This window comes from Micromonospora sp. NPDC048040 (genome assembly GCF_055587185.1).
Genome location: NZ_JBVJGT010000049.1, coordinates 1 through 19734, shown reverse-complemented (window position 1 = coordinate 19734; position 19734 = coordinate 1). Strand labels below are relative to the sequence as shown.

Here is a 19734-nt window from a genome sequence, read left to right as displayed (position 1 = left end):
ATTGTGCTATATATGTTTAAAGCCTTGGCCCTCGTCGTGTCGTCGTCGCCCTTGTCGGCGGGCGCGGCCAGGCCCCAGTGGAGCCACCGCTCCGCGCGCACGCGCCGCGTTGCCAACGCCGAGACGACCAGCCGGGAGTGAGCCCATGCGCCAGCGTCACATCCTTTTCGCCAACGTCCAGGGGCACGGTCACGTCTACCCGTCGCTCGGCCTCGTCAGCGAGCTGGCCCGGCGGGGGCACCGCATCACGTACGTGACGACCCCGCTGTTCGCCGACGAGGTCAAGGCCGCCGGCGCCGAGGTCGCGCTGTACAAGTCCGAGTTCGACACCTTCCACGTGCCCGAGGTCGTCAAGCAGGAGGACGCCGAGACGCAACTGCACCTGGTGTACGTCCGGGAGAACGTGGCCATCCTGCGGGCCGCCGAGGAGGCGTTGGGGGACAACCCGCCCGACCTCGTCGTCTACGACGTGTTCCCGTTCATCGCGGGGCGGCTCTTGGCCACCCGGTGGAACCGGCCGGCCGTACGCCTCACCGGCGGCTTCGCCGCGAACGAGCACTACTCGCTGTTCGAGGAGCTGTGGAAGAGCAACGGCCAACGCCACCCGGCCGACGTGGAGGCCGTGCACTCGGTGCTGGTCGACCTGCTCGGGCAGTACGGCGTCGACACCCCGGTCAAGGAGTACTGGGACGAGATCGAGGGCCTCACCATCGTTTTCCTGCCGAAGTTGTTCCAGCCCTTCGCCGAGACCTTCGACGAGCGGTTCGTGTTCGTCGGGCCCACCCTCACCGGCCGGGACGGCCAGCCCGGCTGGCAGCCGCCGCGGCCGGACGCGCCGGTGCTGCTCGTCTCGCTCGGCAACCAGTTCAACGAGCACCCGGAGTTCTTCCGCGCCTGCGCGCAGGCCTTCGCCGACACCCCCTGGCACGTGGTCATGGCGATCGGCGGCTTCCTCGACCCGGCGGTGCTGGGCCCCCTGCCGCCCAACGTCGAGGCACACCAGTGGATCCCCTTCCACTCCGTGCTCGCGCACGCGACGGCGTGCCTGACCCACGGCACCACCGGAGCCGTGCTGGAGGCCTTCGCCGCGGGCGTCCCCCTGGTGCTCGTGCCGCACTTCGCGACCGAGGCCGCCCCGTCCGCGGAGCGCGTCATCGAATTGGGCCTGGGCTCCGTGCTGCGACCGGACCAGCTCGAGCCGGCCAGCATCCGCGAGGCCGTGGAGCGGCTCGCGGCCGACTCCGCCGTCCGGGAGCGCGTCCGCGAGATGCAGCGCGACATCCTCTCCGCCGGTGGGCCGGCCCGGGCGGCGGACGAGGTCGAGGCGTACCTGGAGCGGGTCGCGCCCTGACCGTCCACTTGACATATCGATTCCGGATTCGGTCCGCACCGCCGCAGTCCTTGTTTCCACTTCAAAACTAGGTAGTATTTCGCCATGGGTCTTCGTGACGTCAGCGTGCTGCTGCTGTACCCGCCGAACCAGACCGCCCCCGGCACGGTGTGCAAGCCGAACGGATCGCTCGCGTACCCGAACCTGGGCGGAGCCCTGCGGGAGCACGGCGTGCACGTCCGCGTCTTCGACGCCTGCGTCGGCGAGGGCGCCGACCCGCTCGACGAGATCTTCGCCAACCCCACGCCGCTGCCCAGCGGTTTCCTCCGCACCGGCGTCAGCGACGAGCGGATCCTCGAGGTGGTGAAGGACCACGATATCGTCGGCATCACCTCGATCTTCACCGACCAGGAGACGATGGTCCTGCACTGCGCGCGGCTCATCCGGGCGGCCTACCCGGAGAAGCTCCTCGTCACCGGCGGGGTCAACGCGCGGTCGCGGCTGCCGCAGTTCTTCGGGGCGGGCTTCGACGTGGTCTGCCTGTCCGAGGCCGAGCACACGATCATCGACATCGTCGAGGCCGTACGACGGTCGGCGCACCCGAGCTTCGCCGACATCCACGGCGTCGCCTTCCTCGACGACGGCCGGATCCGGATGAACCCCGCGCGGGCGCAGGACGTCGTGTGGGACCTGGACACCCTGCCCATGCCGGCCTGGGACCTGCTGCCCAACGAGCGGTACTGGACCATCGCCCGGCCGCACTCCGGCCTCTTCGAGCCCGGCGCCGAGCTGCGCTACGCGACCATGATGACCTCGCTCGGCTGCCCGTTCCACTGCGCGTACTGCCACATCGCCGGCGAGCAGGAGGGGAGCCCCAGCGGCCCGATCGGCAAGTTCCGCGTCAAGTCGGACGACCGGGTGCTGGCGGAGATCGAGACGCTGAAGAACCTGGGCGTCGACAACGTGTTCGTCGAGGACGACTCGCTCCTGGGCGACAAGCGGCGCGGCCTCCGGCTGCTCAAGAAGATCCAGGGCGCGGGCGTGACGATCTGCGACCTCAACGGCATCAACCTCATCCACCTGCTCAAGCGCTGGAAGCCCGACCACGAGGTCCTGGAGGCGATGGCCGACGCGGGCTTCACGCAGATCAACATGCCCTTCGAGTCGGGCAACCTGCGGATCATCCGCAAGTACGCGAGCAACAAGCTCAACATCGAGAAGGCCGACCTGCCCGGGCTGATCGTCGCCATGAAGGAGTACGGCTTCCAGATCTACGGCAACTACATGATGGGCTACCCGGACGAGACGCTGGAGGAGATCGAGACGACGATCCAGCTCGCCAAGGAGCACGTCTCCTACGGGCTGGACGCCGCCAACTTCTTCCTCGTCGTACCGCTGCCCGGCGCGCCGTTGTTCGACATGGCGATCGCGGGCGGCCACATCAGCCCCGACTTCGACCCGGACACGATGAACATCTACCGGGCCAACATGACGGGCACCCTGGTGCCGGCGGAGGTCCTGGAGGAGCTGCGCCACCGCGCCTGGGACGAGGTCAACTCTCCGACCTGGAAGAACGCCAAGAAGGCGTGGGCGGCGACCGTCAGCTGACCGGCCGCACCGTCCACTCCTCCTGAGCGCCGGCGGCGAAGTCGCTCAGCGCGATCCGGTTCGGCAGCCCGGTCCTGGTGATCAGACTGGAGACGTGCCGCTCGACCGTACGGGGCGACAGGCGCAGCCGCTCGGCGATCACCGCCTACCTGGGCACCGGCGACCCGACCCGCGCCACCGCGACGGTGGACGCCTGGGCCGAGCGGACCACCGGCGGCTTCGCGCTGGAGACCGTCCCCGGTGACCACTTCTACCTGGTGCCGGAGCGGGAACGCCTGCTCGCCGCGGTGACCGCGCGGCTGCGCTGACTGTGAGGGTGGCAGGGTCGGCTCAGCAGTGGTGAGCTGACAGCTGGTGGTGGCGGGCGTGACTCTTGCTCTGACTGGCGTTTGTGCCTTTGGCGCGACTTGTCCGCCCGCTGCTGCCGGTGCCGGCCCGGCGGGAGACGTTTGGCCTGATCAGGAGCTTGACCGCCAGTTAGCGGCTGGCGTGTCTCATCACAGTCCTGCCATCTCCGCACCGGACCGGACCCTTGCGTCCCCACGGTGAGGAGAGAACGCATGTCCATGCTGGCAGATCTGGTCGAGGTCGTCATCGGCGTCGACACGCACAAAGACACCCACACCGCCGCGCTGCTGGATACCCGCACCGGCGGGGTGCTGGCCCGGACCACGGTGAGCACTGACCCGGACGGCTACGCGCAACTGGTGGCCCTGGCCGAGCAACACTCGGGACTGCGGGCGTGGGCGCTGGAAGGCTCCGGCGGCTACGGCGCCGGCCTGGCCCGGCACCTGGCCGACGCCGGTGAACTGGTCGTCGAACTGGACCGTCCGCTGCGCCCGGCCCGCCGCGCCGGGGCGAAGTCCGACCCGATCGACGCCGAACGCGCCGCCCGCGACGCCCTGGCCCGCACGCGGCTGGCGCAGCCCAAGACCGGCGCGCAACGAGCAGCCCTGCAGGTGCGGCTGACCGCCCGCCGAGCGGCCGTGGAAGCCAGTGCCGTCGCCCAGCGGCAGCTGCACGCGCTGGTGATCACCGCTCCCGAGGTGGTGCGGGCCCGCTTCCGCGGCCAGAGCACCCGGATCATGCTCACCACCGCCACCCGACTACGCCCCACCACCACCGCAGACGTCGACGTGTTCACCTGCCTGACCGTGCTGCGGGACCTCGCCCGCCGCGTCCGCTTCCTCGAAGCCGAAGCCACCGAACACGAGAAGGCGATCCGCGCGATCGTCCGCAACTGGCGACCGGACCTGCTCACCCTCACCGGCGTCGGACCCATCGTCGCGGCCACCGTGCTCACCGCCTGGTCCCACCCCGGACGCTGCCGCAACGACGCCGCGTTCGCCATGCTTGCCGGCGCTGCCCCGATCCCCGCATCATCCGGCAAGACCGTCCGCTACCGCCTCAACCGCTCCGGCGACCGTCAACTCAACCGCGCCCTGCACACCATCGTCCTGACCCGCCTGCAACGCGACGAGCCCACCCGCGCCTACGCCGACCGCCGCCGCGCCCAAGGCAAAACCGACCGCGAGATCAAACGCTGCCTCAAACGCTACGTCGCCCGCGAAATCTACCGACGCCTCGAAAACCCACCCCAACCGCTTGACGCGGCATAGGAGCGTCGGTCCGCCGCCGGATCCCGGCCCGATCCACGACGCCCTCACCTCTGCCGGCGTACTCAGCGCAAGCTCAGAGTCACGCTGCGGTCGTCACGCCTCTAGCGTTGAGGGGACACCTTCCGGTGTGGAGTCTGGAGGATCCATGGCAACCGCTGCGAGAAATGCGTCACCCGGCCTGATGGCGTCACTCAACGGCAGGTTCCACCGCACGGCGCTTGCCCTGTACATGGCGGTCGTCGTCGCGCACTGGGCGGAGCACCTGGTGCAGGCGTACCAGATCTGGGTGCTCGGCTGGCCGCGGCCGGAGGCGCGCGGCGTGCTGGGGATGCCGTTCCCCTGGCTGGTCAGTTCCGAGTGGATGCACTACGGCTACGCCATCGTGATGCTGATCGGTCTGTTCATGCTGCGGTCCGGGTTCACCGGCCGCTCCCGGGCCTGGTGGATGGTGGCCCTGGCCCTGCAGTTCTGGCACCACATCGAGCACGCGCTGCTGCTCGTGCAGGCCCACACCACCTTCCGGCTGCCGGGCGCGGCCGAGCCGACCAGCCTGCTCCAGCTGATCGTGCCCCGGGTGGAGCTGCATCTGTTCTACAACTCGGTGGTCTTCCTCCCGATGCTGATCGCCATGTACCTGCACCTGCGCCCGAACGCCGCGGAGCGGGCCGCCGCGACGTGCTCCTGCGTGCACCGGGCCGGTGCGCCGACGTGGCGCCAGCCCGTGGCCGCCACCGACTGACCCGGCCGTCATGTCGAGCACGAGACGGATCTACGCCGGCGCCGCCCTCACCGTGGCGGCGCTGGTGGCCGTCCTCGCCCTCGCCGGCAGGATCGACTCCACGTCCACCGCCGGGTCGAAGGTCGAGGTGGTCTCGGTCGAGCCGGCCGACGGCGCCGTCCTGTCGGGCGCGCCGACCGCGGTACGGATCCGGGTCGACGGCCGGCCGGTCCTCGCCGGATCCCACATCTCCGTCTACGACGCGGACCGGTCCCTGCTCAACCAGGGGGCGTTGACGGCCGTCGGCCGCGACGGCCTGGCCCAGGCGGTGCGGGTAACCGGGTCCGGTGCGGTCGCCGTCGCGTACCACGTGGTCACCGACGACGGTCGGGACGCCTCCGGCATCGCCCGGTTCACGGTGGGCGCGGCGGGCGGGGCGGCGGCCCCGCAGCCGGAGCCCCCGGCGCCGGCCCACGCCCACGGGGTCGACCCGGTCGGCGCCGCCCTGCTCGCCGTCGACGGCCTCGCGCTCCTCGCCGTGCTCGTGCTGCTCGCCCGGCGCCGCTCCCGCGCCGACCGCGACATCGACTGACCCCGCGACCCCGTCCCGGCCCGCCCGGTGGCCCGCCGGCGCCGGTCCGCTCCGGTGGCACCCGCCTCGGACCATTTCCAGGGCCCGCCCGTCCGCCCGCCGCGCGTCCGCCCGCCGCGCGTCCGCCCGCCGCGCGTCCGCCCGCCGCGCGTCCGCCCGCCGTGCGCCCGGCTCGCGTCGCGGCTTTCTTCCCGAGGCCCCGCCGCCCGGGTCGCCGCCCGGTCGTCGCCCGGGTCGCCGATCGGGCCGGCCCGGACGGTCGCTCGCCGTTCGGGGCAACACATCGTCGATCACCGCCCCGTCGCGCCGCCTTCATGTCACCCGCTCGTGTGGTGCGGACGTGGGGCGACGGCGCGGTGGGCACAAATCGGACGTTACGTAAGTCATGGCTGCTAAAGTCCTCGACGTGCGGGCCGGACCGGCTCCGCTGGCACCACGCACCAGCAGGAAGGCCATGTGGCATGAACAAGACGTCCGACGTCGTCAGGGACACCGAGCGCGAGCTGCGCGATCACCCCAGCGGCATGAACGCCCTGGTGGTCCGGCGCAGCTACGACGCCTCACCGGAGGAGCTGTGGGACGCCATCACCGATCCCGAGCGCCTGGTGCGCTGGTTCCTGCCGATCTCCGGTGACCTGCGGGTCGGCGGGCGCTTCCAACTGGAGGGCAACGCCAGCGGCGAGATCCTGCGGTGCGAGCGGCCGAACACGATCGGCCTGACCTGGGAGTCGAGTGACGGCAGCAGCGAGGTCGAGCTGCGGCTCACGCCGGCGGGGGACGCCACCGTCCTGGAGTTGGAGCACGCGCCGGTGCCGGCCGACATCATCCCGAACGCGGCGCCGGGGGCGTGGGGCATCGGCGCCGGCTGGGAGATGAGCCTGGTCGCGCTGGACGACTACCTCGCCGGCACGCTGCCCGAGGGCCGTGCGGTCGACTGGATCGCCACGGCGGGTCCCGAGGACCTGGCGGCCGCGTCCGAGTCGGCCGAGCGGATCAGCCAGGCGTGGACGACGGTGATCGCCCAGCGGGGCTGACCCCCGGCGCGGTCCCGCCCCTGGCGGCCGTGCAGTCGGCTCACCAGGCGACCGGCAGCGCGTACAGGCCGAAGATGTTGCCGTCCTCCTTGAGTGGCAGGTCGTCCACGTCCACGGTCAGCCGCAGTCCGGGCAGCCGCCGGACCAGCCGGCTCAACGCGACGTCCAGTTCCAGTCGGGCCAGGTGCTGGCCGGGGCAGATGTGGCGTCCGTAGCCGAAGGCGAGGTGGTGGCGGGCGTCGCGGTCCGGGTCGAACTCGTCCGGGCGGTCGAACGCCGTCGGGTCCCGGTTCGCGGCCTGGCCCAGCGCCACCACCCCGTCCCCGGCCCGGATGGTCACCCCACCGATCGTCACGTCGGCGGTGGCGGTGCGCGCGGTCGCCGCCTCGACGACGGTGAAGTACCGCAGCAACTCCTCGACGGCGGCGGGGAACCGGCCCGGCTCGGCGCGCAGGCGGGCGAGCCGCTCCGGATGGGTCAACAGGGCCAGCACGCTCAGTGAGATCATGTTCGACGTCGTGACGTGCCCGGCGACCAGCAGCACGAAGGCCATGCTCACCACGGCCTCGTGGTCCGGCGCGCCGGCCGCGCGCTGCGCGGCGAGCAGCCGGCTGAGCACGTCGTCCCCGGGGTGCCGCTCCTTGTCGGTCACCACGCCGTCGAGGAAGTCGCGGATCTCGCGGGCGCACCGGGCCCGCTCGTTCGCGGGCGCGCCCCGACTCAGCATCCGGGTGGACCGGCGTTCGAAGAACGCGTGTTCGCCGTACGGCACGCCGAGCATCTCGCAGATCACCCGCGACGGCACCGGATAGCTGAACGACGGCACCAGGTCGGCGCTCGACCGCCCGGCCGTCATGGCGTCGAGGTGCTCGTCCACCACCCGCTCGACCAACGGCCGCAGTTGTCGCACCCGCCGCGCGGCGAACTCGTCGACGATCTGGCGGCGGGCCGCGGTGTGCTCCGGCGGGTCCATCCAGTTCAGCGGGGGGCGGAAGTTCTCGAACGAGGCCTGCCGCTGGCTCTCCGTGGTCGGCGCGAACCGCGGGAAACCGGCCCGGCGCCGATCCGCGCTCATCCGCGGGTCGCTGAGCACCTGCTTGACGTCGGTGTACCGGGACACCACCCAGGCCGTGTTGCCGCCGAGCATGGGCAGCCGGGCGACCGGCTGTTCGGTCCGCAGCCGGGCGTACTCCGCCGGCGGGCTGAACGGGCACCGGCGGGGCAGCGGAAACGCGTCGATCCCGGCCGCGCTCCCGGCCCCGGCCGGCCCGGCCGCCACAGCCGGCCCGGCCGCCGCCGGCTCGGGCGCGACCGCCGGCTCGGGCGCGACCGCCGGCCCGGGTGGGACCGCCGGCCCGGGTGGGACCGCCGGCCGGCCGCCGTCGGGCCGGTCGCCGCGCCCGGTCATCGCAGCGCCCGCAGGCAGAGCAGGAGGCTGCGGGCCTCGATGTTGACCTGGTAGCTGAAGGCCGCCACGGCGGTCAGTTGGCGCAGGGTCAGCCAGGTGTAGTCCGGCGGTGTCGCGGTGGGGAAGTCCGCGCCCACCTCCACCACCATGTGCCGGGTCACCGCGTGGTGGAACCGCCCGCCCTCCTCCGACTGCAGCACGTCGTAGTGCACGCGCACCTCGTCGGAGAGGACCAGGTCGAGGTACTCCGGGCGGCCGTCGCGGGCCGGGCCGGTGAAGTTGTCCGGGGTGCACTGCACGGTCGGCCCCAACTCGACGGTGTCCCGGTAACCGGGCCGCAGATCGGCGTGGGCGAGCACGTGCAGCACGCCGTCGATGCGTCGGACGACGAACGCCACCAGACCCGTCCCGCACGGCGCCAGCAACGGCTGGCACCACTGCGCCACCTCCCGGTTGCTGGCCCGCACCCGCCGGCCGACGATGCGGAAGAACCGGCCGGAGCGGTGGCGGATCTCGTCGTCGGTGCGGTACCAGTCCCGCACCTCGCGCAGCGGGACCTGCCGGGTCGCCAGGGTGGGACCGGCCTTGTTGGCGGTCAGCCAGTTGCGGACCTCGAGCAGCGGTTGCCACGCGCCGTCGTCGGCGAGCGAGGACGCCGCCACCGCGCGACCAATCGTCCCGGCGTCCCCGTCCCCGTCGGCGACCGCGTGGCCGGGCAGGCAGGACAGCACGGTACGGGCGTCCATGTTGACCAGGTTCGGCCGGTGCAGCAGGTCGTGGATCTGGCCGAGGGTCAGCCACACGAAGTCCTCGTGCGGTGCCACCTCGTCGGCGACCTCGACGATGATGTTCCGGTTGCGCTTGCCCCGGAACCAGGAACCCTGCTCCGACTGGAGCACGTCCACGAGGACCCGGCCGCGCCCCGGTTCCAGGAAGTACTCCACGTAGCGGGACCGGGCGCCGCGGTGCGTGCGCTGGTAGTTGCTCGGGGTGGACTGCACGGTGGGGGAGAACTGGACGCCGTTGACGTTGCCCGGCTCCATCTTGGCCTGCATGAGGAAGTGCAGCACCCCGTCGATCTCCCGGGCCAGGATGCCGAGGATCGCCCGGTCGGGCTGGTGGATGATCGGCTGCCACCACTCGCCGACCGGCCCGCGGTCGGTCCGCACGTGCAGGCCCTCGACGCTGAAGAACCGGCCGCTCTCGTGCACCAGGTCGCCGGAGTCGGGCGCGAAGTGCCAGCCGGTCAGGTCGGCGAACGGCACCTCGGTGACCTCGAACGGGTTCGCCCGCTGCCGCTGCGCGAGCCAGGCCGCGAGCCGGCCGGCCGAGCGGGGGCGGTGCCCGGCCGACCGCGCCAGCCGGCGAGCGAGGTCGTCACGGTCGGCCCGGCCGGGGCCGGGTCGGGCGTCGGTGTGCGGCAGGAGCATGCTTCCTCCCTGACGGGGACGCGCTCGGCGGGACGCCGGTGGCCGGACGCCGGCCGGGTCGGGACCCGGGCGTCCGACCGGTGGGTCAGCCCCCGGCCAGCGGCGGGACGATGGCGACCGTGCTGTCGGCCCGGGCGGTCACCCGGGACCGGTCCGCCTTCTCGACGAGGTCCCCGTCGAGGTAGACGTTGTAGTAGGTCAGCGGCTCGCCCGTGTCGTCGAGCAGCCGGCGGCGGTAGACGGGGTACGTCTCGACGAACTCCCTGATGACGTCCCGCACGGTGCCCTCGCGGCACTCGAAACTCTTCTGCCCCCGGTGGGCCCAGCCGGCCGACAGCAACACCGTGACCATCGCTACCTCCCGTTGTCGTCGACGTCGGGGACCGCCGTGACGTCACGCGCACAACGGAAGCCGAGAGCGAAGTTGGACCATCCGGTCGGGTCCCCGTACAACCGTTCCGCGCACCGCACCTGGTAGCGGAAGTTCATCCAGGACCCGCCCCGGATCACCCGGAAACGCCCCATCACCAGGTGGATCGTCGGGTCGCACCGGGTGGTGGGCGCGTACAGGTGCGCCAGCGTGGACGTCCACTCGTAGACGTTGCCGGTCATGTCGGCGCACCCGTCGACGCTGTCGCCGCGCGGCGAGAACGCGCCGACCGGCGTGGTCTGCGGCATCGGCCCCTGCGCGGCGTGGATCGCCCCCCACCAGGTCCGCCAGGCGTCCAGGTCGCCGAGGGCCCCGGCCGTGTGCTCCGCGGTGTTGGCGTTCCGGCTGTCCCAGGTGTCTCCCCAGGGCCACAGCCGGTACGACGGGCCGGTGGCGGCCCGCTCCCACTCCGACTCGGTGGGCAACCGCCGGCCCGCCCAGCGCGCGTACGCCTCGGCGTCCTCGAAGGAGATGTGCACGACGGGGTGGTCGTCGCGGTTGCGGACGCCGCTGCCGTACCCGGCGGGGCGGTGCCAGCAGGCGCCCTCGAGGACCTCCCAGTACTGCTCGCCGTAGACCATGCTGCCCCCGGCCCGCTCGGCGGACGTGACGTAGCCGGTGCGGGAGACGAAGGCGGCGAACTGGGCGACGGTCACCTGGTGCCGGTCGATGAGGTAGTCGGGCAGCGTGACCGGAGTCTGCGGCGTCTCGTCGGTGAACCAGTCGCGGGGGAACGCCTGGCCCTCGCTGTCCAGCCAGTCCAGCGTCCGCTCGGGCGAGCCCTGCAGGAACGTCCCGCCCGGGATGCGGATCATGTCCTCGGGGGGCGCCTCCGGCGTGGGCCGGGCGGCGTCGAGGTCGCCGATGCGCGCCATCGCGTCAGCTCCCGTCCGGCCCGGTGACCGGGGTCGGCGTGGCCTCCAGGATGCCGACGACGCTCGGCGCCGGGCAGGGCGTGACGGACTCCAGCCGGAAGCCCGCCGCCCGCAGCAGCTCGCGGAACTCCGCCACGGTGCGCTCCCGGCCGCCGTGGCAGACCATCATGTTCAGGTCGTTCATGACCACCTGGGCGACGCTCGGCGCCGTGGTGACCGTCGCCGGCATCAGCGACTCGACGAGGACCACGCGGCTGTCGGGCCGGGCCGCCCGGCGGACGGTGCGCAGCACCTGCACGCACTGCTCGTCGTCCCAGTCGTGCAGCACGCTCTTGAGCACGTAGGCGTCCGCGCCCGACGGCACGGACACGAAGAAGTCACCGGCCTCCACCCCGCACCGGTCGGCGACGCCCTGCTCGGCGACGGTGCGCGCCGCGTCGGCCACGCCGTCCGGGGTGTCGAAGACCGTGCCGCGCAGGTGCGGGTGCGCCGCGAGCACCCCGGCGAGCAGGGCGCCGCTGCCGCCGCCCACGTCCACCACCGTGCGCAGGTCGCCGAAGTCGTACGCCGACAGCAGCGTGGGCACGAAGGCCCGCGAGCCCTCGGCCATGGCCGCGTTGAACGCCGCCTGCCGCTGCGGGTCCGCCATCAGGTGGTCGAAACAGCTCCGGCCGTGCACGTGCTCCCACGCCACCTCGCCGGTGCGCACGCTGTGTTCGAGCTGCCCCCACGCGGCCCAGCTCTCCGGCCCGGACAGCAGCAGCACCAGCTCCCGCATCGACCCGGTCACGTCCGCCCGTAGCACCTCGCCCTGTTCGGTGAGGGCGAAGGTGCCCGGCGCGGGCTCGTCGAGCACCTCCAGGAAGACCAGCGCCCGCAGCAGCCGGCGTAGCGACGGGGCGTCCGCGCCGGTGGCCGCCGCGAGGTCGCCGACGTCCCGCGCGCCGTCGGCGAGCAGGTCCGGTATCCGCAGCCGGACCGCCACGTGCAGCGTCTGCGCCGTGAAGAACCCGTAGATCAGCTGTTGCATCCGGTGCCGCAGCCCGGGCCGGGCGGCGGTCGTGGTGAGTTCCATGCGCTCCTCCGGGTCGACGCGTCCGGTGGGTCAGCGGGCCGAGGTGCCGGCAACGACCCCGTCCGGCGACGGCGCGGCGAGCAGTTCGGCCAGGTGCACCGCGATCGCCGTGACGGTGGGCTGCTGCCAGAACAGCGAGGCGGGCAGCACCTGGCGGTAGGTCTTCTCCAGCCGCCGGCGCACGATGACCGTCATGACCGAGTCCATGCCCTGCTGCACCAGCGGCAGGCGCGGGTCGAGCGCTTCGGCGGCCAGCTTCATCTCGGCGGCGACCACCGCGCGCACCTCCTCGATCAGGCGTTCGCGCAGCTCCTCCGGGTCGAGGTCGGCCAGGGACTGCCGGGCCGGGCCGGCCCCGTCGGTGTCGGCGGCCGGAGCGTCGGGGACCACCGGGTAGCGCAGGCCCGTGAGCCGGGCGGCGACCGTGCCGTCCGCCCCGGAGACCGTCACGTCGACGGTGTCCTCCCGCCCCTCGTCCCGGACGACGTCGACGATGGCGACGGCCGGCGGCGCGCCGGTCGTCCAGATCCGCTCGATCGTGTCGACCAGGCGCAGCCGGGGCTCGCCGGGGAACGCGGCCGGCGCGATGGACACCGCCGCGTCGACGACCGCCGCCCAGTCCTCGGCCGGCTCGGGGAAGCGGACCCGGGCCCGCAGCCCGCCGTTGCCGGTGGTGAGGCGGTCGACCCGCCACGGGAAGCCCGTCTCGGGCACGCCGACCCGGGCCAGCCGGTCCCGGACGAGCCCCGGGTCGGCGACCACTCCGCCCGGCCCCCGGGCGTCGACGGCCCGCGCCGGCGGGGCGGCGTCGTCCCGCGTCACGCGCGCGGTGGCGTGGGTCAGCCACGGCGCGGCGTCCGCGCCGGCCGGGCGGGAGGCGAGCAGCAGCTCCCCGCCGTCGTCCACCACCTGGATCTCCTGGCGCCCGGCCGTGGCCAGCGGCACCCGCATCGACAGGTCGTGCAGGGCCACCGGCGCGCCGTCGCGGGCGCCGGCGGCGAGGAAGGTGGCGGCGAGCACCGCGGCCGGCACGAGCTCCGCGCCCTGCACGGTGTGGCTGCCCGGGTACGGACGGCTGGCGTCGCTGAGCACCGTGTGCCACAGCCGCAGCTCGCTGCCGGCGACGGTGGTCGCCGTGCCGAGCAGGGTGTGCGAGCCGATGTCGTGCCCGCCGGCGGCCACCGGGGGAGTGGGCTCGCGCCACAGCTCCTGGTGCCGCCAGGCGTACCGGGGCAGGTCGGTGAGCCCGCCGTCAGGCCGCAGCGCGGCCCAGTCGACCTCGACACCGTGGCAGTGCGCCTCCGCCACGGCGGCGAGGGCCGTGCGGTGCCCGGGGGCGTGGCGGCGCAGCGTGGTCCCGACGTACCCGTCCTCGATGCCGGTGTGGTCGAGGGTCTCGCGCAGCGAGTGGGCGACGACCGGATGGGCGGAGATCTCGACGAACGTGCGGTGCCCGTCGGCCAGGGCGGCGCCGACCGCGTCGACCAGGCGGACCGGCCGGCGCAGGTTCGCCGCCCAGTACGCCCCGTCGCAGGCGGCCGCGGCGCGCGGGTCGTCGAGCACCGTCGAGTACATCGGCACGGTGCCCGCCGAGGCGCGCAGGTCGGCCGCGGCGGCCCGTAGCTCGTCGGCGAGGGCGTCCATGTGCGGGCTGTGGAAGGCCACGTCGGACTGCACCCGCCGGACCGCGATCCGGTCCGCCGGCCACTGCTCGATCACGGCGTCCACGGCGGCGATGTCGCCGGAGACCACGGTGGAGGCGGGGGCGGAGGCGATCGCCGCGACCAGGTCGGCGCGGCCGGCGAGCCGCTCGGCGACGTCGGCGAACGGCAGGGTGACCATGGCCATCGCGCCCCGGCCGGCGGCCCGCCGCAGCAGGGCGGACCGGCGGCAGATCAGCCGGGCCCCGTCGGCCGGGGTCAGGATGCCTGCGGTCACGGCGGCGGCGACCTCGCCGACCGAGTGCCCGATGACGGCGGCCGGGCGGACCCCGTACGCCCGCCAGACCGCGGCCAGGCCGACGTGCATGGCGAAGGTCAGCGTCTGGATGCGGTCCACCCCGGCCAGTTCGGGGTCGGCGAGCGCCTGCCGCAGCGAGAAGCCGGCCTCCTCGGCGACGACCGGCTCGATCTCGTCGATCGCGGCGGCGAAGGCCGGTTCGTGGGCCAGCAGGTCGCGGCCCATGCCGGCCCAGTGCGAGCCGTGCCCGGAGAAGACCCAGACGGGCCGGGCGGGCCGGCCGGCCGGCGCCACTCCCGAGACCGTGTCGGGGTCCGGTTGGCCGGCGGCGAGCCGGCGCAGGGCGGCGACCACCTCGTCGCGGTCCTGCCCGGTGACCACCGCCCGGTGGGTCAGGTGGGCCCGGCGGCGCGCGAGCGTGTGGCCGACGTCGGCCAGGCCCGGCCGGTCGTCCCCGTCGAGCCGGTCGGCGAGCCGGGCGGCCTGCTGGCGCAGGGCGGCGTCGGACCGGGCCGACAGCGGGAACAGCGGCCGGGCGGCGTCGTCGGCCGCCGGCGCGTCGGCGCCGGCGGGAACGGGCGGCGCCTCCTCCAGGACGACGTGGGCGATGGTGCCGCCGTAGCCGAACCCGGAGACCGCCGCGCGCCGCGGACCGTCCCGCTCGGGCCAGGGCAGCGTGCCGGTCACCAGGCGCAGCCCGGTGCCGTCGCCGACGGCGTCGATCGGCTCGCCGCGCAGCGGGGTGCCCGGGATCTGGCCGTGGTGCAGCGCGAGGACGGCCTTCATCAGCCCCGCGACACCGGCGGCGCCTTCCAGGTGCCCGACGTTGGACTTGATCGAGCCGATGAGGCAGGGCCGGTCGCCGGGGCGGTCGGCGCCGTAGACGGCGGCCAGCGCGGTCGCCTCGACGGGGTCGCCGAGCTGGGTGCCGGTGCCGTGCGCCTCCACGTAGTCCACGCTGGCCGGGGCGACGCCCGCCCGGTCGCAGGCGCGGCGGACGACGTGCTGCTGCGCGGGGCCGGACGGGGCCATGATGCCGTCGGTGTGACCGTCCTGGTTGACCGCGCTGCCGCGGATCACCGCCAGGATCCGGTCGCCGTCCCGTTCGGCCTCGTCGAGCCGCTTGAGCACCAGCACGCCGCACCCCTCGCCGCGGCCGTACCCGTCGGCGTCGCGGTCGAACGACTTGCTCACGCCGTCGGGGGCGAGGGTGCCGGCGGCCTGGAGGGAGGCGTTCTGCCCGGGGGCGAGCACCAGGTTCACGCCGCCGGCCAGGGCCACCGTGCTCTCCCGCAGCAGCAGGCTCTGGCAGGCCAGGTGCACCGCGACCAGCGACGCCGAGCAGGCCGTGTCGACGGCGACGCTCGGGCCGCGCAGGTCCAGCGCGTAGGAGATGCGGTTGGCCAGGGCGCAGGTGGCCGCGCCGATCCCGGTGTACGCCTCGACGGTCGGCAGGTCCTCCAGCAGCCGGTCGCCGTAGTCGGTGGTGCTGACGCCGACGAAGACGCCCGTGTCGGTGCCGGCCAGCCGGGTGGGTGGCAGGCCGGCGTGCTCCAGGGCCTCCCAGCCGACCTCGAGCAGGATCCGCTGCTGCGGGTCCATCTCGGCCGCCTCCCGGGGCGAGAGGCCGAAGAACTCCGGGTCGAAGCCCGCGACGTCGCGCAGGTAGCTGCCGGCGGTGACGGTGTCGCGCAGCACCGCCTCGTACTCGGGGCCGCGCTCCCGGTAGGCGCGCCAGCGCTGCGCCGGGATCTCCCCGGCGGTCTGGCCACCCTTGAGCAGCAGCTCCCAGAGGGCGTCCGGGGTGTCGACGTCGCCGGGCAGCCGGCAACCGATGCCGATGACGGCCACCTGGTACGGGTTGTCGGCGGGATCGTCCCGGGTCATCGTCGTACCTCCGTTGGTCGGGTCGCGGCGCGGGCGGGGGCGGGGGCGGTCAGCGGTCGACGTAGGGGTTGTCCAGCACGCGCAGGACGGCGGCGGTGAACTCCACGCCGGGGCCCATCGCGAGCCAGAGCACGTGGTCGCCGGCGGTGACCTCGCCGGCCCGCAGCGAGTGGTGCAGGGCGAGCAGGTGGTCGCTGGCCCCGCAGTGCCCGATCATGCGACCGAAGTCGAAGGTGGACTTCTCCAGCCCCAGCCCCAGGGGCGCCATGCAGCGCTGCTCGACCACCTCGCGGGAGTAGTTCATGAAGGAGACCTTGGCCAGGTCGGTCGTGCCGATGCCGGCCTCGGCGAGCGCCTGCTCGGCGACGGTGGTCATCGTCTCCTGCGCCTCGCCGAGCACGGCGAGCACGGGGGTCTGCTCGGTGATGTGGTAGAAGAGCCGGGCGCCGAAGTCGAGCTCCCGGCCGACGGTCATGCCGGGCGGGAACATCGGCTCGCCGCCGCGGTGCACCTCCTCGGCCTCCGGCACGGTGATGGAGCAGACCGACAGCAGCTCGGCGAAGCCGCTCTCGGTGCTCAGCACCACCGCCGAGGCGGCGTCGCCGAGGATGAAGCCGAGGTTGGTGCGCCAGCGGTCCAGCAGCGGGGTGCCGTAGTTGTCGGCGGCGACGAGCATCGCGGCCTTGCGTTCCGGCGCGGCCTTGAGGTAGCTGGCCGCGATCTCGAGCATGGTGAACATGCCGTTGCAACCCTGCCGGATCTCGGTCGCCCGGGGCACCCCGCCCAGGAGGTAGTGCTGGAGGTAGGCGTGCGGCAGCCAGCCCTCGGGGCCCTGGTGCCAGGTGGCCGCGTAGAGCAGCAGGTCGATGTCGCCGCGGCCCAGCTCGCTCTCCTTGAGGGCGTCCTGCGCGGCGCGCAGCGCCATGTCCGGCGCGGGCAGCTCGCCGGCGATCGCGGCGCCGCCCAGCCCGTGCGTCTCGATGTCCTCCTGCGGGTACAGGCCCTGGGCGACGGCGTCCTCGACGGTGACGGTCTCAGGAAGGTAGGCCCCGATCCCACGGATGTACGTTCCGGCGGTGCGCATCGGCTTCTCTCCTCGGCGTTCGACGTGATCGAGGCAGTTCGCTTTAAGATTATATAGCGCCTGACGGCCGGTCAATGGCCGTCCGAGGGGCGATCTCGAGCGTCTCGTCGCCCCGCGCCAGCCCCGACAGCAGGGAGACGAACGAGATCTTCGGCGGCATCAGCCGGTCCGGGTCCACGATGGTCTGGGCACGCAGGTGCAGCTCGTCGCGGCCGTGCGCGCCGTCGTAGAAGAACCGGATCAGGTCGATCAGGGCGGCGAGGAAGTCCCGGTAGCGGTCCTCGTACCCCTGCATGAGGTGACGCTCCTTCTCCGGCGCGGCCAGCGCCTCGTGCACCGCCCGGGACAGGCTGAGCGCGCCGCGCATCGCCAGCGTCACGCCAGAGGACAGCAGGGGGTCGATGAAGGCGGCCGCGTCGCCGACCAGCACCCAGCCCGGCCCGGAGAACTGGCTGCACGCGTACGACCAGTCCCGCGCGGTGCGGTAGACGTCGACCCGCCGCGCGCCGCTGGTGAGCCAGGAGACCTCGTTCGACTCCGCGATCTGTTTCTCCAGCAACTGCTCCGGGGGCAGGCCGGACTCGACGAACCGGTCCGACGGGGTGACGTACCCGATCCCGGTCAGGGTGCGGCTCAGCGGCGCGTACCAGAGCCAGCCGTGGGAGCGGCTCTCGACGAGCAGGTCGCCCTCGTGGTCGCCGGGGTAGCGCAGCGCCCCGGCGTAGTAGCTCCACGTCGCCATGTTGCGCAGGTCGTCGTGCCAGGAGACCAGCCCGAAGTGCCGGCCGAGCCAGCGCTGCTGCCCCGACGCGTCGACCACGATCGCGGCACGGGCGTCGACCGGGTCGGCCTCGCCCCGGAACTGGTAGCTGACGCCCGCCATCCGGTCGCCGTCGGTCAGCGGCCCCCGGACGGTGGCTCCCTCGACCACCACCACGCCCAGTTCCCGCGCCCGGTCCAGCAGCATCGCGTCGAACTCGGCGCGCCGGACCTGCCACGAGTAGTCGAACCGGGCGTCGCGGATCTCCCGGAACCGGAACGACCACGGGGCGGTCTGGTCGGCCCCCCACAGCAGGCTGCCACCGTGCTTGATCTGGAAGCGCAGCTCCGCCATCCGCTCGCGCACGCCGAGCGCGTCCAGGGTGAGGGTGACGCCGCTGATCAGGGACTCGCCGATGTGGTAGCGGGGGAACTTCTCGCGCTCCAGCAGCAGGACCCGGTGGCCCTCCTGGGCGAGCAGACCGGCCGTGCTCGATCCGGCCGGGCCGCCGCCCACGACGATCACGTCGTACTCGGGTTCGGGATGGCTCATGGTCGACAAATCCTCCTGCTCGGACAGGGACGACGCGGCGCTCAACCGCCCGGCGTGAACGCGATCGGCAGGCTGGCCAGGCCCCGGAACATGGTGCGCGGCTGATAGGTCAGGCCGTCCGCAGCGCAGCCCAGCCGCAGGCCCGGCAGCCGGGCCAGCGCGGCCACCGCGGCGCGCAACTGCGTACGGGCGAGGTAGGACCCGAGGCAGTAGCGCATCCCCGCGCCGAAGGACAGCGACGGGACCGGGTCCCGCCGGATGTCGAACTCGTCGGGCCGGTCGTACCGCTGCGGGTCCCGGTTCGCCGCGCCGGCCAGGACGACCACGACGTCGTCGCGGCGCAACCGCCGGCCGTGCAGCTCCACGTCGACGTCGAGCTGCCGGGTGTTGGACTGCACCGACGGGTCGTACCGCAGGCACTCCTCGACGGCCTGGGCCAGCAGGTCCGGCCGGCGTCGGAGCAGGTCGAGCTGGTCGGGGTGCGCCAGCAGGCTCAGCACGGCGTTGCCCACCTGGCTCGCCACCGTCTCGTGGCCGGTGAAGATGAACGTGACCACCGTGCTGACGATCTCGTTGCGGCTCATCAGGCCGCCGTCGTGGGCGTCGAGCATCAGCGCCAGCAGGTCCTCGCCGCCCTCGCGCCGCCGCCTCGCGAGGGCCCGCTCCACGTAGTCGGCGAACTCGGCGATCGCCGCGTGGCCGCGATGCATGTCCTCGGCGCTGGCACCCCGGTCCAGGGTCCGCCCCACGTCGCGCGACCAGCGCCCGACCGGCTCCCAGTCGGCGGCGGGCAGGCCGAGCAGGCCGAGGACCGCGCGCAGCGCCAGCGGGTACGCCAGCTCGTCGACCACGTCCATCGCGCCCCGGGCCAGGGCGGGCCGCAGCAGGTCGTCGACGGTGCCGGCGATGACCGGTTCCAGCCGGCGCAGCGCGGACGGCGAGAAGGCCGGGCCGACCACCCCGCGCAGCCGGCCGTGGTCGGGCTCGTCCTGGAACAGGATGATGTCGCCGACGATCTCGGCGAGCAGCCCGGGCCCGACGAGGTCGGTCCAGAACCGGCGGATGCCGGTCCGGGCGAAGCGCTCGTCGCCGAGCACGCCGCGCACGTCGGCGAAGCGGGAGACGTACCAGACCCGGTGGGCGCCGAGGTGGACCGGGTCGTGCCGCAGCAGCCAGTGGTAGGACGGGTACGGGTCACGCCGGACGTCGGCGTCGGTGGGATCGAACGCGGTCACGGCATCGACCAGCACGAGGTGCCCCTTCCAGTGGCTGCCTGGGGGGGGGCCCCCCCCCCCCCCCCGGGGGGGGGGGGGGGGGAAAGGGCGAAAACAAAGAAAACCCCACAAGCGGACCCACCCCCTCCCCCGAGTGTG

16 protein-coding genes and 1 pseudogene are annotated in these 19734 nt (G+C 73.5%); 7 read left to right on the top strand and 10 right to left on the bottom strand.

What is annotated here, in order from left to right; all coding sequences use genetic code 11:
- Nucleotides 1-145 precede the first annotated feature (145 nt).
- Both ACZ6O2_RS29225 and ACZ6O2_RS29220 read left to right on the top strand, forming a co-directional pair.
- On the top strand, nucleotides 146-1351 hold the full coding sequence (locus tag ACZ6O2_RS29225) for a macrolide family glycosyltransferase (RefSeq protein ID WP_466025096.1): 1206 nt from the start codon (nucleotides 146-148) through the stop codon (nucleotides 1349-1351).
- Between the two features lie 84 nt (nucleotides 1352-1435).
- Nucleotides 1436-2938 carry a B12-binding domain-containing radical SAM protein gene (locus ACZ6O2_RS29220; RefSeq protein ID WP_466025095.1) on the top strand — a complete coding sequence of 501 codons (1503 nt, stop codon included), beginning with the start codon at nucleotides 1436-1438 and terminating at the stop codon, nucleotides 2936-2938.
- Here ACZ6O2_RS29220 and ACZ6O2_RS29215 read toward each other — a convergent pair.
- Nucleotides 2931-3077, bottom strand: a pseudogene (locus tag ACZ6O2_RS29215) (LuxR C-terminal-related transcriptional regulator); the annotation flags it as partial. The gene ACZ6O2_RS29220 and the pseudogene ACZ6O2_RS29215 sit on opposite strands and share 8 nt — an antisense overlap.
- Here ACZ6O2_RS29215 and ACZ6O2_RS29210 point away from each other — a divergent pair.
- The 5 genes from ACZ6O2_RS29210 to ACZ6O2_RS29190 all read left to right on the top strand — a co-directional run bounded on the left by ACZ6O2_RS29210 (nucleotide 3016) and on the right by ACZ6O2_RS29190 (nucleotide 6901).
- Nucleotides 3016-3246, top strand: a complete 231-nt coding sequence (locus tag ACZ6O2_RS29210; RefSeq protein WP_466025116.1) for a hypothetical protein — start codon at nucleotides 3016-3018, stop codon at nucleotides 3244-3246. The pseudogene ACZ6O2_RS29215 and the gene ACZ6O2_RS29210 sit on opposite strands and share 62 nt — an antisense overlap.
- Nucleotides 3247-3498: 252 nt before the next feature.
- A complete protein-coding gene (locus ACZ6O2_RS29205; protein ID WP_466025094.1) occupies nucleotides 3499-4557 on the top strand; it encodes an IS110 family RNA-guided transposase in 1059 nt (352 codons plus the stop codon).
- 181 nt (nucleotides 4558-4738) lie between these two features.
- Nucleotides 4739-5296: a hypothetical protein gene (locus ACZ6O2_RS29200; protein ID WP_466025093.1), complete on the top strand. Its 558-nt coding sequence runs from the start codon at nucleotides 4739-4741 to the stop codon at nucleotides 5294-5296.
- Between the two features lie 10 nt (nucleotides 5297-5306).
- Nucleotides 5307-5867 carry a copper resistance protein CopC gene (locus ACZ6O2_RS29195; protein ID WP_466025092.1) on the top strand — a complete coding sequence of 187 codons (561 nt, stop codon included), beginning with the start codon at nucleotides 5307-5309 and terminating at the stop codon, nucleotides 5865-5867.
- Nucleotides 5868-6328: 461 nt separating this feature from the next.
- A complete protein-coding gene (locus ACZ6O2_RS29190; protein ID WP_466025091.1) occupies nucleotides 6329-6901 on the top strand; it encodes an SRPBCC family protein in 573 nt (190 codons plus the stop codon).
- 40 nt (nucleotides 6902-6941) lie between these two features.
- On the opposite strand, the gene ACZ6O2_RS29185 is transcribed toward ACZ6O2_RS29190, so the two are convergent.
- The 9 genes from ACZ6O2_RS29185 to ACZ6O2_RS29145 all read right to left on the bottom strand — a co-directional run bounded on the left by ACZ6O2_RS29185 (nucleotide 6942) and on the right by ACZ6O2_RS29145 (nucleotide 19611).
- Entirely contained in the window at nucleotides 6942-8309 is a 1368-nt protein-coding gene (locus ACZ6O2_RS29185) for a cytochrome P450 (RefSeq protein ID WP_466025090.1), read from the bottom strand.
- Entirely contained in the window at nucleotides 8306-9739 is a 1434-nt protein-coding gene (locus ACZ6O2_RS29180) for an NDP-hexose 2,3-dehydratase family protein (RefSeq protein ID WP_466025089.1), read from the bottom strand. The genes ACZ6O2_RS29185 and ACZ6O2_RS29180 overlap by 4 nt, the downstream gene beginning before the upstream one ends.
- A gap of 85 nt (nucleotides 9740-9824) precedes the next feature.
- A complete protein-coding gene (locus ACZ6O2_RS29175; RefSeq protein WP_350677252.1) occupies nucleotides 9825-10091 on the bottom strand; it encodes a MoaD/ThiS family protein in 267 nt (88 codons plus the stop codon).
- 2 nt (nucleotides 10092-10093) lie between these two features.
- Entirely contained in the window at nucleotides 10094-11044 is a 951-nt protein-coding gene (locus tag ACZ6O2_RS29170; RefSeq protein ID WP_466025088.1) for a formylglycine-generating enzyme family protein, read from the bottom strand.
- A gap of 4 nt (nucleotides 11045-11048) precedes the next feature.
- Nucleotides 11049-12119, bottom strand: coding sequence for a methyltransferase (locus ACZ6O2_RS29165; RefSeq protein WP_466025087.1), 1071 nt, complete (start codon nucleotides 12117-12119; stop codon nucleotides 11049-11051).
- Between the two features lie 30 nt (nucleotides 12120-12149).
- On the bottom strand, nucleotides 12150-15965 hold the full coding sequence (locus tag ACZ6O2_RS29160) for a type I polyketide synthase (RefSeq protein WP_466025086.1): 3816 nt from the start codon (nucleotides 15963-15965) through the stop codon (nucleotides 12150-12152).
- A 49-nt stretch (nucleotides 15966-16014) separates the two neighbouring features.
- A complete protein-coding gene (locus ACZ6O2_RS29155) occupies nucleotides 16015-17049 on the bottom strand; it encodes a ketoacyl-ACP synthase III family protein (RefSeq protein WP_466025085.1) in 1035 nt (344 codons plus the stop codon).
- A 49-nt stretch (nucleotides 17050-17098) separates the two neighbouring features.
- Complete coding sequence (locus tag ACZ6O2_RS29150) at nucleotides 17099-18361, bottom strand: NAD(P)/FAD-dependent oxidoreductase (protein ID WP_466025084.1); 1263 nt, start codon at nucleotides 18359-18361, stop codon at nucleotides 17099-17101.
- 41 nt (nucleotides 18362-18402) lie between these two features.
- Nucleotides 18403-19611: a cytochrome P450 gene (locus tag ACZ6O2_RS29145; RefSeq protein WP_350710709.1), complete on the bottom strand. Its 1209-nt coding sequence runs from the start codon at nucleotides 19609-19611 to the stop codon at nucleotides 18403-18405.
- Between the last annotated feature and the right edge of the window lie 123 nt (nucleotides 19612-19734).